General features: G+C 67.8%; 19 protein-coding genes. 3 read left to right on the top strand and 16 right to left on the bottom strand.

Annotated elements, in window-relative coordinates:
- Window positions 1-8: 8 nt before the first annotated feature.
- Genes SK803_RS07265 through SK803_RS07245 form a run of 5 tightly spaced genes read right to left on the bottom strand, consistent with a single transcriptional unit; the run spans window position 9 to window position 3,213 of the window.
- The gene (locus SK803_RS07265) at window positions 9-770 is read right to left on the bottom strand and encodes a hypothetical protein (protein WP_319964996.1); all 762 of its coding nucleotides are present in this window, start codon (window positions 768-770) and stop codon (window positions 9-11) included.
- On the bottom strand, window positions 767-1,300 hold the full coding sequence (locus SK803_RS07260; protein ID WP_045316796.1) for a SigE family RNA polymerase sigma factor: 534 nt from the start codon (window positions 1,298-1,300) through the stop codon (window positions 767-769). Before SK803_RS07260 ends, SK803_RS07265 begins: the two co-directional genes overlap by 4 nt.
- Before the next feature lie 57 nt (window positions 1,301-1,357).
- A complete protein-coding gene (locus tag SK803_RS07255; protein ID WP_319964995.1) occupies window positions 1,358-1,942 on the bottom strand; it encodes a TetR/AcrR family transcriptional regulator in 585 nt (194 codons plus the stop codon).
- A 27-nt stretch (window positions 1,943-1,969) separates the two neighbouring features.
- A complete protein-coding gene (locus SK803_RS07250) occupies window positions 1,970-2,659 on the bottom strand; it encodes a hypothetical protein (RefSeq protein ID WP_319964994.1) in 690 nt (229 codons plus the stop codon).
- Window positions 2,660-2,694: 35 nt separating this feature from the next.
- The gene (locus tag SK803_RS07245; protein WP_319964993.1) at window positions 2,695-3,213 is read right to left on the bottom strand and encodes a SigE family RNA polymerase sigma factor; all 519 of its coding nucleotides are present in this window, start codon (window positions 3,211-3,213) and stop codon (window positions 2,695-2,697) included.
- Between the two features lie 183 nt (window positions 3,214-3,396).
- Here SK803_RS07245 and SK803_RS07240 point away from each other — a divergent pair, with 183 nt between their 5' ends.
- Together SK803_RS07240 and SK803_RS07235 are read left to right on the top strand one after the other, a co-directional pair.
- A complete protein-coding gene (locus tag SK803_RS07240) occupies window positions 3,397-4,338 on the top strand; it encodes a threonine aldolase family protein (RefSeq protein ID WP_406601495.1) in 942 nt (313 codons plus the stop codon).
- Window position 4,339: 1 nt separating this feature from the next.
- Complete coding sequence (locus tag SK803_RS07235) at window positions 4,340-4,942, top strand: HAD-IA family hydrolase (RefSeq protein WP_319964992.1); 603 nt, start codon at window positions 4,340-4,342, stop codon at window positions 4,940-4,942.
- Here the strand turns inward: SK803_RS07235 and SK803_RS07230 are convergent.
- From SK803_RS07230 to SK803_RS07190, 9 genes are all read right to left on the bottom strand, one after another.
- Window positions 4,886-5,611 (bottom strand): potassium channel family protein, encoded by a 726-nt coding sequence (locus tag SK803_RS07230; protein ID WP_319964991.1) that lies wholly within the window; start codon window positions 5,609-5,611, stop codon window positions 4,886-4,888. The two genes, SK803_RS07235 and SK803_RS07230, sit on opposite strands and share 57 nt — an antisense overlap.
- Window positions 5,612-5,649: 38 nt before the next feature.
- Complete coding sequence (locus tag SK803_RS07225) at window positions 5,650-5,799, bottom strand: hypothetical protein (RefSeq protein ID WP_166049133.1); 150 nt, start codon at window positions 5,797-5,799, stop codon at window positions 5,650-5,652.
- A 55-nt stretch (window positions 5,800-5,854) separates the two neighbouring features.
- Entirely contained in the window at window positions 5,855-6,985 is a 1,131-nt protein-coding gene (locus SK803_RS07220; RefSeq protein WP_319964989.1) for a pyridoxal phosphate-dependent aminotransferase, read from the bottom strand.
- Window positions 6,986-7,017: 32 nt separating this feature from the next.
- Entirely contained in the window at window positions 7,018-8,181 is a 1,164-nt protein-coding gene (locus SK803_RS07215; protein WP_406601492.1) for a transglycosylase SLT domain-containing protein, read from the bottom strand.
- A gap of 1 nt (window position 8,182) precedes the next feature.
- Window positions 8,183-8,488: a hypothetical protein gene (locus SK803_RS07210; RefSeq protein WP_319964988.1), complete on the bottom strand. Its 306-nt coding sequence runs from the start codon at window positions 8,486-8,488 to the stop codon at window positions 8,183-8,185.
- Between the two features lie 124 nt (window positions 8,489-8,612).
- Entirely contained in the window at window positions 8,613-9,350 is a 738-nt protein-coding gene (locus tag SK803_RS07205; protein ID WP_406601491.1) for an ESX secretion-associated protein EspG, read from the bottom strand.
- Between the two features lie 22 nt (window positions 9,351-9,372).
- Window positions 9,373-10,665: a hypothetical protein gene (locus SK803_RS07200; RefSeq protein WP_319964986.1), complete on the bottom strand. Its 1,293-nt coding sequence runs from the start codon at window positions 10,663-10,665 to the stop codon at window positions 9,373-9,375.
- A 9-nt stretch (window positions 10,666-10,674) separates the two neighbouring features.
- Window positions 10,675-11,262, bottom strand: coding sequence for a DUF3558 domain-containing protein (locus tag SK803_RS07195; protein WP_319964985.1), 588 nt, complete (start codon window positions 11,260-11,262; stop codon window positions 10,675-10,677).
- A 2-nt stretch (window positions 11,263-11,264) separates the two neighbouring features.
- Entirely contained in the window at window positions 11,265-11,717 is a 453-nt protein-coding gene (locus SK803_RS07190) for a hypothetical protein (RefSeq protein WP_319964984.1), read from the bottom strand.
- 222 nt (window positions 11,718-11,939) lie between these two features.
- Here SK803_RS07190 and SK803_RS07185 point away from each other — a divergent pair, with 222 nt between their 5' ends.
- Window positions 11,940-12,788: an AraC family transcriptional regulator gene (locus SK803_RS07185; protein WP_319964983.1), complete on the top strand. Its 849-nt coding sequence runs from the start codon at window positions 11,940-11,942 to the stop codon at window positions 12,786-12,788.
- Here the strand turns inward: SK803_RS07185 and SK803_RS07180 are convergent.
- Window positions 12,778-13,686 (bottom strand): ADP-ribosylglycohydrolase family protein, encoded by a 909-nt coding sequence (locus SK803_RS07180; RefSeq protein ID WP_319964982.1) that lies wholly within the window; start codon window positions 13,684-13,686, stop codon window positions 12,778-12,780. The two genes, SK803_RS07185 and SK803_RS07180, sit on opposite strands and share 11 nt — an antisense overlap.
- Window positions 13,683-14,939, bottom strand: a complete 1,257-nt coding sequence (gene purD / locus SK803_RS07175) for a phosphoribosylamine--glycine ligase (protein ID WP_319964981.1) — start codon at window positions 14,937-14,939, stop codon at window positions 13,683-13,685. Before purD ends, SK803_RS07180 begins: the two co-directional genes overlap by 4 nt.
- Window position 14,940 lies beyond the last annotated feature (1 nt).

Here is a 14,940-nt window from a genome sequence, read left to right as displayed (position 1 = left end):
CACGGGACTCACTCCCAGCTGATGCTCGGGTCCGTGACCAGCTGTGTGAGCACCCCCACGGGCACCGGCACGGTCTGGCGCAGACCCAGGCCCGTCGCCGGGTTCGTGTTGTAGCTGGAGATCCGCACGAGGAGTCCGCTGTCGAGCCGGCGCAGCACCTCCGCCCGCGCGATGGACGTGGTCCCGTCGTAGAACTCGGCCGCGGTGACCAGCGACCCGTCCTTCTGCTTCACGTCCTGGCAGGTGTTCGCGCCGGTGCAGAAGCCGCCCTGGTCGTAATCGCGCTTGACCACCACCACGCGCAGCGCGGTCGGTCCGATCTCGTCGGTCAGGAACACGTAGCCCGACATCTCCGGATCGGACGGCGAGCGCTTCTGGGTCGACGTCGTCGTCGCGATAGGCGGGTAGAGGACTTGACCCGGCCGGAGGTCCGCGTAGACCTCCTTCACGTTCGTCATCGTGACGCCGAGCTTCTCCGTCAGCTTGTCGCCGATGCGCTGGGCCTTCTTGTCCGCGGACTCGCTCGGCGGCGCCGACGAGGTCGTCGGGCCGTCGGACGCGAGCTGGCCGTCCTGGCCGCGCGGCAGCAGACCGGGCAGCGCGAGCGACGCGACGACGATCATCGCCGTAGCCACGCCCACAGTGACCAGCGCTCGTCGACGACTTTTTTTCTGCTCGACCCGCCTCATCAGCGTGTCCGGGTCGAAGTCGAGCGGCGGCTCGTCCCAGACGGCCAGCAGCATTCCCTCGCGGATCTCCTGCTCACTCACGACGCGACCCTCCCCGAACTGCTGTCGAGCTTCTCCACGATGGCGCGCAACGTCGCGAGGCCGCGCGCCGTCTGGCTCTTGACCGTTCCCTCGGTGCAACCCATGGCCACCGCCACCTCGGCGACCGACAGGTCTTCGAAATAACGCAACACGAGCACCGCCCGTTGCCTCGGCGGCACCTGCAACAACGCGGTGTGCACCAACTCGCGGGCCCAGAGCTTCGCGCTGGTCGTGTCGGGATCGGAGGTGGCGTCCGCGGCGTCCGGCAGCTCCCCGTCGCGCTGCTCGGCTCTGCGCCACGGCCTGCGCTTCTCGTCCAGCCAGGTGCGCAGCAGCACCTTGCGGGCGTAAGCGATCAGGTTGTCCAGGTCCTTGATGCGCTTCCAGGCCATGTACATCTTCATCAGGCTCGACTGCATCAGGTCTTCTGCCGTGTGCCAGTCGCCACAGAACAGATACGCAGTGCGTCGCAAAGACGCGGCATTGGCTGCCGCGAACTCGCGAAAGCCCTGCTCATCGGCCTTGCGCATGCGATCCCCTCTCGCGTCCTCAACCAGGGGAACGCATCAGGGGAACGCGAGGTTGCATCATCCGTGACGCGAAAGGGCCGAACGGAGCATCCTGGCCGCGACGCCGCGCGGATCCGGCTTGAGTTCGATGAACGCGTTCACCATCGAACCGTCCACCAGCGCGATCAACTCCTCGACCCGGTCGGGCGCGATGTCACGGCCTGAGCGGGCGAAGATCTCGGCGATCAGCGAGTGCAGTTCCATGGACAGCACCCGCATCAACGGCCGCAGGTACGGGCGGCGGCCGGTCGCGACGAGGCGTTCGTAGCGCAGCAGCATCGCCTCGGTGTCGGTGACGTCCTGGCCGACGAGCAGGTCGAGGACCAGCTCCACGAGCACGTCGTCGTCGGTCAGCCGGTCCGAGATCGTCGCCAGGCGTTCGCGGCAGCTCGCCAGCTCGGCGTGCGCGTGGAACTCCACGGCGGCGGTGATCAGCTCGTCCAGCGAGTCGAAGTAGTACGTGGTCGACGCGAGCGGCAGACCTGCGCGTTCGGCGACCGCGCGGTGCCTGATCGCGTCGAATCCGCCCTCCACGAGCAGTTCGGCCGCGGCCTCGACGAGCGCCTGCCGCCTGCGCTCACCCTTGGGGGTTGCTGCCGTCATAGTCGCGCCAGGGTACTTGGCGAACGATCAGAACCTGGGGGCCAGTGCGTCGGCGAACCGCTTGGCCTGGCCTTTCAGCTCGCCATCTCCCTGCGTGAAGACGTAGAGGTCCTGGCCTTTCGCGGTTTTCACCTTCTCCGTCCGCGCGCCGGCGGGCGGCTCGAAGGACTCCGGCGTGACGATCGCGGTGAGCGTAAGGCCGTCGATCTTGAACGTGGCCGCGCGGGAGTTCGGCGAACAGGTCACCGTCGGGGGCTCCGCGAAGTCCGGTGAGACCGAAAGCTCGACGGCGAGGGCGTCGGCGAGCTCTCGGTCCACACCTGCGCAGCCCTGCACTGCGCGTTCACCAGCCGAAAGGCCAGTGCTTCCCGGCGATTCCCCGTCCCCCTGCGTGGACGGGTCGCCAGAGAAGTTCGTGGGGGGTTTCGCTTGTTGCGGGTTGATCTGCTCCGTCAGCGGCGATTGTGCCGCGTTGTCCTGCGCTTGCCCAGAACCCGCACTCGTCGAATTGCTCCGGTCCTGGCTGATCCAGTTGGTACCCGCCATCACACCGCCGAAACCGAGCACCACGACCAAGGTGGTGCCGGCGGCGATCGAGTTGCGCCTGCGCATGGTGGCGCGGCGCGAAGCCGTCCGGACGTCACCCGCGTCGAAGGACGCCGGTGGTGCGTCGTGCGCTGCGTCGCGGAACAGGTCCGCGAGCTTCTGCTCGTCCATCTACGTCCTCCTCTCGCTGGTGGTCACCGCGCCGGTCACGAGGCCGGTCGCAGGTCGTCGATCGCGTCGCCAAGAGCTTCCCGCAACGCGGTCAGCCCACGGGCGGTCTGACTCTTCACAGTTCCTTCCGAGCACTTCAGCGTCTCGGCCGTGGCCGTCACGTCGAGGCCCTCGAGGAACCTCAGCACGAGCACGGCCCGTTGCCGCGGCGGGACTCTGCGCAGGCCCTTCATCAACGCCTCGCGCGTCGCGACCGTCTCGCCGATCTCGTTGTCCGTCGTCGGTGGTTCAGGCATCTCGTCGGTGAACTTCTCGCGCCGCCACGGACGGCGTGATTCATCGATCACCGCGCGCACGACGGTGCGACGGACGTAGGCGTCGAGAGCCTGCTTGTCCCGGATCTTCCGCCACCTCCTGTGCACCGCTACGAACGCTGTCTGCGCGAAGTCGTCAGCGCGGTGCCAGTCGCCGCACAGCAGGTATGCCGTTCGGCGCACGGCCTCACGGCGAGCCACGAAATACTCCGCGAACTCCTGCTCGTCGCGCTGATCCACGCGGACTGCTCTCCGCTCGTTCTACGAGTTGCACTTACCGGACGGAATCTGAGGCAACAACGGTTGCACGAACCACCGGAGAGAGCTACATCACCCCCTCGGTCGTTCACCGGATGTGATGTGATCGGCGTCGTGATCCCCATCGACCTGCGCTCGGACACCGTCACCCAGCCGGACGAGGAGATGCGTCGCGCGATGGCCTCGGCCGAGGTCGGCGACGACGTGCTGGACCACGACCCGACGATGGCCGCGCTGGAAGAACGGGTCGCCGCGCTTCTCGGTGTCGAAGCCGCCCTGTGGGTGCCCTCCGGATCGATGGGCAACCTGATCGCGTTGTTCCTGCACCTCGACCGCGGTGACCGGTTCCTGGCTCCGCTCGGCGCGCACGTGCTGGACGCCGAGCTGGGGACCGCCGCCTGGCTGGCCGGTGGGATGCCGCACGCGCTGCCCGTGATGTCTCCGGAAGCCGTGGTGGCCGCTGGTGGTGGTGAGTCTCCTTATTACGGGCTTCGCACCACGTTGTTGTGCGTGGAGAACACGCACAACGCTTCCGGCGGCACCGTGACCACGGCTGACGAGCACGCATCGTTGGTGTCGACGGCACGGTCCATCGGGCTGGCTGTGCACCTCGACGGTGCACGGCTGTGGAACGCGTCGGTGGCACTTGGGGTGTCGCCCGCTGATCTGGCCGTTGGGGCGGACACCGTGCAGGTGTGCCTGTCCAAGGGGCTCGGGGCGCCGGTCGGGTCCGTGGTGGCCGGGTCCGCGGCTTTCGTGGTCGAGGCTCGTCGCGTGCGGAAGATGCTCGGTGGCGGGGTCCGGCAGGGCGGCGTCCTGGCCGCTGCCGGTCTGGTCGCGCTGGACCGGATCTCCCGGCTCGCCGACGACCACGCTCATGCGTCGGCGCTGGCGGCCGGGCTGCGCGAGCTGGGGTGGGACGTGCCGGAGCCGGCCACGAACATCGTGCTGGCCTCCGTTCCCGACCCGGACAAGACGCTGTTGTCGTTGCGGGAGGTCGGGGTTTTCGCCAGTCCGATGTCCGGCAAGGTCCGGTTCGTGACGCACGGCGACGTGGGCTCGTCCGACATCGCCGAGGTGCTGCGCCGGCTACGAGAGGACGCCTGAGATGCGCTGGATCGTGTTCGACTTCGGCGAGGTCATCAGCCAGCGGAACCCGGCGCTGCCCGCGATCGCCGCGCGGCTCGGGGTGTCCCTGGAGGCCTTCGAGGCCGCGTACTGGGACCGGGACGCCTACGACCGCGGCGGCCCTGACGCCGACTACTGGTCGCTGATCGGGTCCTCTTTGGACCTGTCGTTCGACGACACGGCCGTGCGCGAGCTGACCGCGCTGGACAACGCCGGATGGCTGGACGACCCGGTGGCGGACACCGTCGCGTTGATCGACGACCTGGACTCGCTGGGCGTGCCGCTCGCGTTGTTGTCGAACGCGCCGGTGACGTTCGCCCGGCTGGCCGAGAAGGTGCCGTGGGCCAAGCACTTCCGGCACCTGATCTTCTCCGGCGATCTCGGGTGCGCGAAGCCGGACGTGGCGATCTGGGAACACCTGTGCACCGTGCTGGGTGCGGCTCCCGCGGACCTGATCTTCTTCGACGACCGGCAGTCGAACATCGACGGCGCGCTGGCGTTCGGGATCGACGCGCGGCTGTGGACGTCAGCTGCCGCTGCGCGTGTTGAGCTCCGCGCGGAGTTCGGCGATCTCGGCGCGTAGGTTCCGGAGCTCCTGCGCGACCTCGAGTTCGGCTTCCTCGACGCCGCGCAGCTTCTCCACCAGCCAGCTGGCGATCGTGCCGGTGATGACACCCAGCAACGCGATGCCACCGACCATGAGCAGACCCGCCACCAGCCGTCCTTCGACCGTGACGGGGTAGCGGTCGCCGTAGCCGACCGTCGACATGGTGGTGATGGTCCACCACAGGGCGTCGCCGAACGTCGTGATGCTCGCGTTTTCGGCGTGCCTTTCGGCGTCCAGCACGGCGAGACTGGCGCAAAAAGCGACGATTGTCGTCACGCCGGCGACGTAAATGCTCACCCGTTGCCGGATTTTGTGCTGGAACTTCTTGTTCAGCAGGGTCATGACGGTGATGAGCCGGAGGACCCTGAGTTGCCGGACCATCGGCAACACGACCGCGGCAAGATCGAAGATGTGCGTCTTCAGAAACCGGATCTTGTTCTCGGCGAGACTGAACCGGGTCGCGTAATCCGCCGCGAACACGGCCCAGACCAGCCACAACACGATCTCGAGCGGGAAGTGCATGCTCCCGTGATCATCAAAGACCTGCCACGTGTACGCGGCGAGGAAAAGCAGGGCGAGAGCCGTCAGCGGCCACTCGACCTTTCGTTCCCACCGCTCGAGGCGGGTCTCGGTGGACTGCAACACCGCTTCATGGTGAGTGGTGTGTCCCGTTTAGACCAGGGTCACCGCTTGGATTTGATCGCACCGTAAGCAGCCGTGCCTGCGAGGAGTAGTCCTCCAATCACAGCGAGCCAGAAAAGGCCCTTCACCACGGCTCCGACGACGGCCAGCACGATCCAGATCGCCACCAGCCACCCGATGATCGCCCACATGGGTCCCTCCCCTTCTCCGCACTGTGAACGTTCGGCGGGCCCGCTTTGTTGCGATCTAGATCCAGGCCTTGAGACGGCGGAGCGCCTCCTCGATGTCCTGGGTGGCGCCCGCGAACGACATCCGCACGAAGTGGTGCCCGTCGACCGGGTCGAAGTCGATGCCGGGCACGATCGCGATGCCGGTGTCGTCCAGGAGCTTCCTGCAGAAGCCCATCGAGTCGTCCGTCAGGTGCCGGACGTCCGCGTAGACGTAGAACGCGCCGTCCGCCGGCGCCAGCTTGTCGATCCCGAGGTTCGTCAGGCCTTCGAGCAGCAGGTCCCGGTTGGTCTTGTACCGCTGGAGGTGCTGCGCGGTCTCCGCGTAGGCGTCGGGGTGAAACGCCTCGACGGCGGCGTACTGCGCCAGAGCGGGCGGGCACAGCGTGAAGTTGCCGGTCAGGCAGTCCACGGCCCTGCGCAGGCGTTCCGGCAGCAGCATCCAGCCGAGCCGCCACCCCGTCATCGCGAACGCCTTCGAGAACGAGTTGACGACGATCGATTCCCTCGACGTTTCCCAGGCGCAGCGCAGCGGTTCGCCGTAGCTGATGCCGTGGTAGATCTCGTCGCTGATCAGCTGCACGCCGTTGTCCGCGCACCACCGTGCGATCGGGCCGACGTCCACCATGGTCCCGGTGGGATTGGCCGGGCTGGCGACGATCACGCCCTTGAGGTCCTCGTCGAGCATTTCGACCGTGGGCTGGAACCGCGTCTCGGGCCCGCACGGCAGCTCGACGACCTCGCACCCGAGCGCCTTCAGGATGTTGCGGTAGGCGGGATATCCGGGCCGTGCCAGGGCAACCCGGTCGCCGGCGTCGAAGGCCGCCAGGAACGCCAGGGTGAACGCGCCAGACGACCCGGTCGTGACGACCACGTCGTCGGCCGTCACGTCCAGGTCGTACTGGCGCCGGTAGTGCCCGGCGATGGCCGTTCGCAGCTCGGGAATCCCGAGCTGCTCGGTGTAGCCCAGCGCGTGGTCGTCGAGCGCCCTCGCCGCCGCCTCCCGCACCGGCCGCGGCGCCGAGCTGGAAGGCTGCCCCGCGGCCAGCGAGATCACGTCACCGTGCGTCCGCTGCCGTTGTGCGGCAGCGGAAAGCACGTCCATGACGTGGAAGGGCGGGACGTCGGCGCGGGCGGCCACGGTCAGCATGCCGCCAGGCTAACTCCCCGGTGCGGATCCGGTCAGTAACCCTGGTACCCGCCGCCCTGGGACATCGCCTTGAGGCCGGGGTGGCCTTCGAAGCCGCCGTAGCGCGAGAACGTGTACCGGACGCCGGCGATGATGTTGTCGACCGGGTTCCAGATGTCGTCGTGGCCGGGCAGCTTGTGGGCGTTGAACGTCGAGTCGATGCACTGCATCAGACCCTTCGACGGGTGCCCTGCCTGGTAGTTGGAGTCCCAGAGGTTGATGGCGTGCGGGTTGCCGCTGGACTCCTTCTCGATGATCTTCCAGATCTCGTCGATGTTCGCGTCGGTGACCGGGATGCCGTTGGCCTGCAGGATCTTGATGGCCTCGCGGATCCACTCCTCGACGTTGCCGGGAGGTGGGCTGCCGGAGGGCGGACCGCCGCTGGGGCCCATGCCGCCGCCTCCGCCGCCGCCCTCACCACCGCCGCCTCCGCCACCGGATGCGCCGCCGCCACTTCCACCACCACCGCCGTGGTTCGAGGTCGTGGGCGTCGGCTGCGGCGGGGAGTCCGCTGTGGACTGTTTGGTGGAGTCGTCCGGCGGCGCGCTCGGCGCCCACTCGACAGGCTTGCCGGGTTGCGGGACGAAGGTCTGCGTGGCCGGGTCCTGCAGGCCGGAGAACTTCGGCGCCAGCGAGCCTGGACGGCCCTTGAGCGTGCCGGCCGCCGCGTTCACGGCGTTTTCCGCTTGGGAGACAACGGGTTTAGCGTCGCTCGTGGCCTCGGCGCAGTAGCTGCGAATGATGCTGTCGACGTCTTCCTGCGGCTGGTTGTGCAGCTGCTGGCGCGTCTGCCGGGCGCGGCTCAGCAGGGTCTCGCAGATGCGGCTCATCGAGGACTTCGCGGTGTCCAACGCGTTCGCGGCCGCCTCCAGGTCGGCCGCGGCACCGTTGAGCGCGTCCGCCATCGACGTGCCGCACTTGGTGAGGTTGCCCATGTAGGCGACGAAACCGTCCGCCGACTTGCCCTCCCAGCCGCCGTCGAGCTGGCTGACCGACCGCTGCAGGACGTTCGTCTGGTCACCGCACTTGCCGGCCGCCTGCTTCCAGCGGTTCGCGATGTCGCGCACGGCCTGCGGTTGCGCGGTCTCGATCTTGTCCGCGAGCGCGGCCAGCTCCGCTCCGCCGGGCAGCGCCGCGACCTCGTCCATCGCGCTCACGTCACACCGCCTTCATGGAGTTCTTGTTGGCTTCCTCGACGTCCTGCACGCTGGTCTGAATCGCGTCGAGCGCGCTTTCGACCTTGCGCAACACCTTCTCCGCCGCCTCGAACTCCTGCGTGCCCGCCTGATCCATTGCGGTCACCGCACTCGAAACAGCGCCGGAAGCGCCGAGTTTTCCGAAAATGTCCGAATTGCCGTACTGATTGGAAAAGCCGTCACCGATCGCGCCGAATTGCCCGGCCTGACTGCTCACGGTCGTGCGGCACTGTTCCATGGCTTCGCTGTTGAACTTCGCCACAGCCATGCGCGCCTACCCCCTCATGTCTCCTCGAAGACCTTAGAACGAACTGCGCCAGGCAGGGCGCCGATTCGCTCGTTCGTGCCCGCCCCTCAGGTTCGACGGGCGGGCACGTCCAGGGGTTCCGCGATCACACCTCTTGCAGGAGCTCCCAGATGGAACCCGCGAGGCGATGGTTGTCGACCGGCGTGATGGTGCACCACTTTCGCCCGTCACTGCTCGGCTTGAGCTGGCGAAGATAACGCCCGTTGTGCGTGTCGTGAAAAGAAACAACGCGACCAGCACGCCGCCCGTTGCGCTGCACACCGAACTGCCCGCGCGTGGACGTGCCGTCAAGCATTCCGGCAAGTTCCTGCGCGTCACCAAGCCGCATTCCCTGCCGTTCCAACGCCGTGATCAACCGCTGAGCGTCCTGCCCGACACCTTTGGCCGCAGCCACCAGATCGTCGTAAGGCAGGCTGATCGACCGCCCGAACCCGGCAGGCATCTCCCCGGCGACCGACACCGCGGCCTCCGCGAGAGCAGTCCCGCGGGCCTCGATCAACCACATCTCGTCACGATCCTGCACAGCCAGGATCGCCTCGTCACCAATGGCCGCGGCGAGCCCGCTGATCTGCCGATCCGCCCAGATCCACAGGTCGATGGAAACGGTCGAGTTGGCCAGCAACGCGAACCCGTCCGCGAGCTCGGGCACAACCCGCCCGTTGCGCGCCAGCCCACGCGACTCCAACGACTCCCAGGCCCGCTTCACCACCTCGGCCTTCTCCGTGTGGGTGACGGAGGGAATCCGCGTGTCCAGAGCAACGTGCGCGGCCGGGAGGCGTTGCGCCTCCCAGACCACGGCGAACTCCACTGTGGACAAAACCACAGAACCTGGTGAACTCAAGGGATTACTGATCCTTAGGGTCTTCGCCGATGACGGACTGCACCACCATGCGGTCATCGCCGAACATCTCGTCGGAGTCGACGCCGTACTTGCGCACGTGCTCGCCGTCCTCCTCGCCATCACCCTTGGCCGCACTGGCCGCGGGCGACATGAGCGACCCACCGCCCTTACCACCAACGCCACCCTTGCCGGCAGCAGCGCCGGCCCGGTTCGCCTCAGGCCCGACACCAGCCGCGCCACCAGGCGTGACCGCACCCTTGCCAGCGGCACCGGTAGCACCAGGCCCGCCGGCCGCCCCGCCACCAGCGCCGCCTGCGCCACCACCCTTGCCGCCACCTGCGCCGATGGTGCTGGGCGCACCCTTCGGTCCGGCGGGCGCGATGGGCGTCTTCGGCGCCTGGCTCGGCCCGCGTCCGCCGCCCACGACCTGGGCTCCGCGTGCGGCACCCGTGGCGCCGGCCAGACCGGATGCGGCCGCGGTTGCGGCGGTGATGCCGATCGAGGGGCCGATGAACGGCTTCGGCAGACCGGGGCCTGCCGCGAGGGGAGTCGGAGTGCCGCCGCCGGGGATGATGCCCGTGGCGTTGCCGGGGATGTTCGGGGTGGGGCCGACCGGGACGCCCGGCGAGCCGGGACTGCCCGGGGTGCCGGTGAAGCCGGGGCCGCCGTGGATGCCGGGCGTGCCTGCGGTGGGGGTGCCGACTGGGGGTCCAACGGGCGTGGCGACCGCACCGCTGGTGACCACGATGTCCGGAGCCTTGTCGGGGGCGCGGAAGCCGTCCAGCGAGCCCTGGCTGTTCGAGACGTAGCCGTTGAGGGTGTCGATGGCCTGCTGACGCGCTTTGTTGGTCTGCTCGACCTCAGCGGCGTGGTCGGTCTCGATGCCGAAGAAACCGCCGACCTTGTCCTTGAAGTTCTGCTCGGTGTCGCCGCGGAGGTCCTGCTCGGGAGGCGTGCTGTGGCGGGCGGTGCTGGTGCTCTCGCCCTGCTGCGTAATGGCCTGAGAGTTCTGCTGCGACGCCTGGCTGCCGTCGTCGATGCCCTTGGCCACCACGTCGGTGTGGTCATGACTCTTCTCGGCGGTCGCGCCACCCCACGCGATGTCGAGGTCTGCGAGCTGCCCGCGAATCGTCTGGTCGATGGACTCGAGCGTGTTGGCCAACGTCCGCAGCGCCTCAGACGCCTCGCCGAACCGCGAAGCAACCGTGTTGCCGGACAACTTCTGGACCTCGTCCGCGAGCTGCTGATTGGACCAGCCGTCGAAGTTCCAGTCGTTGAGCTGCCGATAACCCGACATGGCTCCCCCTCACTTCAATGTCTTGAGCGTCGAGAGCGCGAGACCCGCGGCCTTTTCAGCCTTCCCGCACAACACGGACTGGTCCTTCTCCTTGGTGGTGGTCGGAATGTAGCTGACCATCAGCTGCTGACCGTCAGCGACATCGATCGCCACCGAGCAGTCGAATCCTGAGCCACCTTTGAGCTTGACCTGCACCGCGCCGTAGTCGCCAACCTTGATCGCTTTCGCGTCAACGTTGCCGCCACCGTCCAGCCAGTAGGAAACGCCGTTGTGAGTCACCGCGCCGACCTGGTAACCGAAGCCTCCGTCGCTGCCATAATCGCAGCTCGGTGACTCTTTACCCTCCACCAGGTCCAGTTGCACCGGGTCCGCGGAAACAGCGCTGATCTGCTTCATCTGATCCGCGGTCAGCAACTTGCAGGTATCCACCGAATCCAATTTGAGAGCCTGCGGACGTTCCGGCAACTTGGTCCCGGAATCGTTGCTGGACGAGCCGGTGGACGGAGCAGGAGTGGGATTCCCCTTCTCGCCGCTGGTCGTGCAAGCCGAAACAGCCGCCGCGATGACAACCACGGCAGCAAGCTTGGATACGCGCATCGTCACTCTTTCGACTTGCTGAACACGGCGGTGACCTCGTCCTCAGTGAAGCCGTACTGCTGCGCAGACTCCTTCAACTGGTCGGAAAGGTTGCGCAGTTTTTCCATGTAGAGGGTGATTCTGTTGGCATAGGAGTCGTCGTGGAAGACCAGTCGGTCGTTCCAAGCCTCCACCACGTCCGAGGACACGCTGTCACCGCTGGCCGGGATCCGCAGCTTGGGAACGTTCTGCTTGTACGCCTTCTCCAGGAGATCGAGCTGGTCGTGGACGACCTTGCCCGCCCTCATGACGGTGTCCTTCTCGACGTGGAACTGCTGGGTCGACGGACCAGCGGACAGCCTGTCCATGACCGCCGATGCGGCCTTGAGCGCGCTGACCGCACCGGCCATCGCGCCACCAGCCAGTCCCGCAGCGGCACCGAGAACGGCATCCGCCCCCGCGTTCTCCTGTGTCACGACGTCCTACCCCCGTACGGTTGGTAACGGTTCGGTCCCGCTTCGCAGGCTACCAACGCCTGCGTAAGACGTACCTGTGGTTGGACGAAGACCACCCCTAGTTGGTTCCACATCACTCTGAGTCCCGAGCGAGGTCGCGGCCCGTGGCGGGGCTGGGTGAGGCGATCGGACCGGGCACAGGAAGTCGGGTGCCGCCGCTGCCCAGCCCATAGCGTTGGGGACGTGTTGGAGCGACTCAACGAGGCCATGGCCCGCATCGAGCAAGACCTCGGGAGCGAGGTCGACGTCAGGTTGCTGGCGCGGATCGCCGGCACCAGCGAGTACCACCTGCGCAGGCTGTTCAGCGCGTTGGCGGGCATTCCGCTGAGCGAGTACATCCGGCGCAGGAGGCTCACGAAGGCCGCGGCGGAGGTCCTCAGTGGACACGAGTCGCTGCTCGACATTGCGACTAAGTGGGGTTACGGGTCCAACGAGGCCTTTGCGCGGGCGTTCAGGGCCATGCACGGAGTTGGGCCGCAGGAGGCTCGCAGCAACAAGAAGGCGTTGCGGTCGCAGCAGATTCTCACGTTCAAGCTGATTGTGGAGGGGAGTACGAGCATGGAGTACCGGATTGTGGAGAAGGACGCGTTCCAGGTGGTCGGCCGGGGGACGCGGGTGCCGTTGGTGCACCTGGGGATGAACCCCGCGATCGTCGAGTTCATCAAGGGGATCGGCATGCCGGCGTTGGAGCGGATGAAAGCCCTCGGTGACGGGGAGCCGGAGGGGCTCGTCGCGCTCACCTACAACCAGGAGGGCGTCGAGGAAGGAGATCATCTCGACTACTTCCACGGCGTGGTCACGGACAAGGAGGCCCCGGAGGACTTCCAGGCCATGACGGTGCCCAAGAACACGTGGGCCGTGTTCACCAGTGAGGGGCCTTATCCCGAGACGATTCAGCACATGTGGCGGGACGTTTACACGCAGTGGTTCCCGTCGAACAGCTACCAGAGTGTTGAGGGGCCGTCGATGTTGCGCACGCGGATCGCGGGTGAGACGGCCAAGGCCGAGTTGTGGATTCCGGTCACCAGCTGAGGGCCAGGCGTTCGATCTCGTCCCGCAGTTCCAGGACCGACAGCCACGACTCGGGGATCACGGTGACGCCGTCGCGGGCGCCCAGGATGTTGCCGCAGATCGAGCCGGTCGAGTCCGAGTCGCCTGAGTGATTCACGGCGACGCGCAGTGCCGAAGTGAAGTCTGGGGACACCAGGGCGGCGTGCAGGCCGATGGCCAGGGCTTCTTCGCCCACCCAGCCGCCGCCCAGTTCGGATTCGATCTCTTCCGGGGTCAGTGGGCCCAGCGCCACTGCCTTGTCCAGCAACGAGGTTTGTTCCTCGTGGCCGTCCCAGCGGACCAGTTCCGCGCGCGCCAGAGCGACCGCGCTGGGCAGGTCGGAACCACCCAGCAACGCCTGCACGATCACTGCCAGCACGCCCGCGGACAGGTAGCCGCTGGGGTGGTGGTGGGTCAGGCGCGCCGTCTCCGCCGCCAAACCGAACACCTCGCGCGTGTCGCGGGACCACACGGCGACGGGGGCGGCGCGCATCACGCCGCCGCAGCCTTTGGAGTTGTTCTTTTCGTTGTGCCGCAACGCGGTGATGCACGTGTGGCCCGGCGCCCGCCGTGAGTGCAGGCGCTGGTCCGCCATCAGCCGTCCGTCGGAAGCCACGACGGGGCCGCCTTGCGTGTGCAGCCAGCGCAGGTAGGCGGCGTGCACGGTGGCAACGGGGTCGGTCCCGCGTTCACGGGCCAGCAACAGGCCTTCCAGCGTGAACAGGGTCATCTGGGTGTCGTCGGTGATCTCCAGCTGAGGGAGGTCGACGACACCCTCTGGGCCGTGGAGCCGGCGGATCACGTCGATCGACGAGAACTCGATCGGCGCGCCCAGCGCGTCGCCCACGGCTCCGCCCAGAAGCGAACCGAGCAGGCTCACGGGACGGTGATGGTGCCGTCGACCGCCTTCGACGCGATGTCCGAACGGTGGTGCGAGCCGGTGAGGTGGATGTCCGCGATCCGCTTGTACGCGCGCTCGCGGGCCTTGGACAGCGACTTGCCGGTGCCCACGACCGACAGCACGCGGCCGCCGGCGGACACCACGGCGCCGTCTTCACGGCGGCGCGTGCCGGCGTGCAGCACGCCCTCTGCCTCGGAACCGGTGATCACGTCGCCGGTGCGCGGACGGCCGGGGTAGCCCTCGGCGGCCACGACGACGGTCACGGCGTAGCCGTTCTCCCACTCCAGAGCCGGCAGCTCCGCGAGGGTCCCGGTCGACGCCGCCAGGAACAGAGAAGAGATCGGCGACTTCAGCAGGGCGAGAACGGACTGGGTCTCCGGGTCGCCGAAGCGGCAGTTGAACTCGATCACCTGCACGCCGGACGACGTCAGCGCCAGGCCCGCGTACAGCAGCCCGACGAACGGCGTCTCACGGGCGCGCAGCTCGTCGACGACGGGCTGGACGCACCGCGACACGATCTCCGGCACCAGGCCCTCCGGCGCCCACGGCAGCGGCGCGTAGGCACCCATGCCACCGGTGTTGGGGCCGTGGTCACCGTCACCCACGCGCTTGAAGTCCTGCGCCGGGATCAGCGGAACGACGGAAACGCCGTCGGTGACGCAGAACAGCGACACCTCAGGACCGTCCAGGAAGGACTCCAGCAGCACGGGGTGCCCGCCGTCGAGCAACGTCATGGCGTGCGCACGGGCCAGCGCCAGGTCGGACGTCACCACGACGCCCTTGCCGGCGGCCAGGCCGTCGTCCTTCACGACCCACGTCGGGCCGAAACGACCCAGGGCGGCGTCCAGCCGGGCCGGGTTGTCCACGACCTCGCTGTGCGCGGTCGGCACCCCCGCCGCGTTCATGACGTCCTTGGCGAACGCCTTGGACCCCTCGATCTTCGCCGCCGCGCGGGACGGCCCGAAGCAGGGGATGCCGAGCGCACGGACAGCGTCGGCGGCCCCGGCGACCAGCGGTTGCTCGGGGCCGATGACGACGAGGTCGGCCTTCCACTCCTTCGCGAGAGCGGCGACCGCCGAAGCATCTGCGACGTCCACGCCGTAGATCTCGGCGTGTCCCGCGATGCCGGCGTTGCCAGGCGCGCACGCCAAAGCAGTCAGCTGCGGATCGCGCGACAACGCGAGGACAAGGGCATGCTCACGGGCTCCAGACCCGATGACCAGGACGCGCACG

It is taken from the genome of Lentzea miocenica (assembly GCF_033949945.1).
Taxonomy (GTDB): Bacteria; Actinomycetota; Actinomycetes; order Mycobacteriales; family Pseudonocardiaceae; genus Lentzea; species Lentzea miocenica.
The sequence above is the reverse complement of the archived record's forward strand: the minus strand, read 5'-3'. Positions and strand labels throughout refer to the sequence as shown.

Bases quoted from the DNA above. Each gene is read 5' to 3' on its own strand.
- SK803_RS07260 (WP_045316796.1), bottom strand. From the start codon at position 1,300: ATGCGCAAGGCCGATGAGCAGGGCTTTCGCGAGTTCGCGGCAGCCAAT.
- SK803_RS07255 (WP_319964995.1), bottom strand. From the start codon at position 1,942: ATGACGGCAGCAACCCCCAAGGGTGAGCGCAGGCGGCAGGCGCTCGTC.
- SK803_RS07250 (WP_319964994.1), bottom strand. From the start codon at position 2,659: ATGGACGAGCAGAAGCTCGCGGACCTGTTCCGCGACGCAGCGCACGAC.
- SK803_RS07240 (WP_406601495.1), top strand. From the start codon at position 3,397: ATGCGTCGCGCGATGGCCTCGGCCGAGGTCGGCGACGACGTGCTGGAC.
- SK803_RS07235 (WP_319964992.1), top strand. From the start codon at position 4,340: ATGCGCTGGATCGTGTTCGACTTCGGCGAGGTCATCAGCCAGCGGAAC.
- SK803_RS07225 (WP_166049133.1), bottom strand. From the start codon at position 5,799: ATGTGGGCGATCATCGGGTGGCTGGTGGCGATCTGGATCGTGCTGGCC.
- SK803_RS07220 (WP_319964989.1), bottom strand. From the start codon at position 6,985: ATGCTGACCGTGGCCGCCCGCGCCGACGTCCCGCCCTTCCACGTCATG.
- SK803_RS07210 (WP_319964988.1), bottom strand. From the start codon at position 8,488: ATGGCTGTGGCGAAGTTCAACAGCGAAGCCATGGAACAGTGCCGCACG.
- SK803_RS07200 (WP_319964986.1), bottom strand. From the start codon at position 10,665: ATGTCGGGTTATCGGCAGCTCAACGACTGGAACTTCGACGGCTGGTCC.
- SK803_RS07195 (WP_319964985.1), bottom strand. From the start codon at position 11,262: ATGCGCGTATCCAAGCTTGCTGCCGTGGTTGTCATCGCGGCGGCTGTT.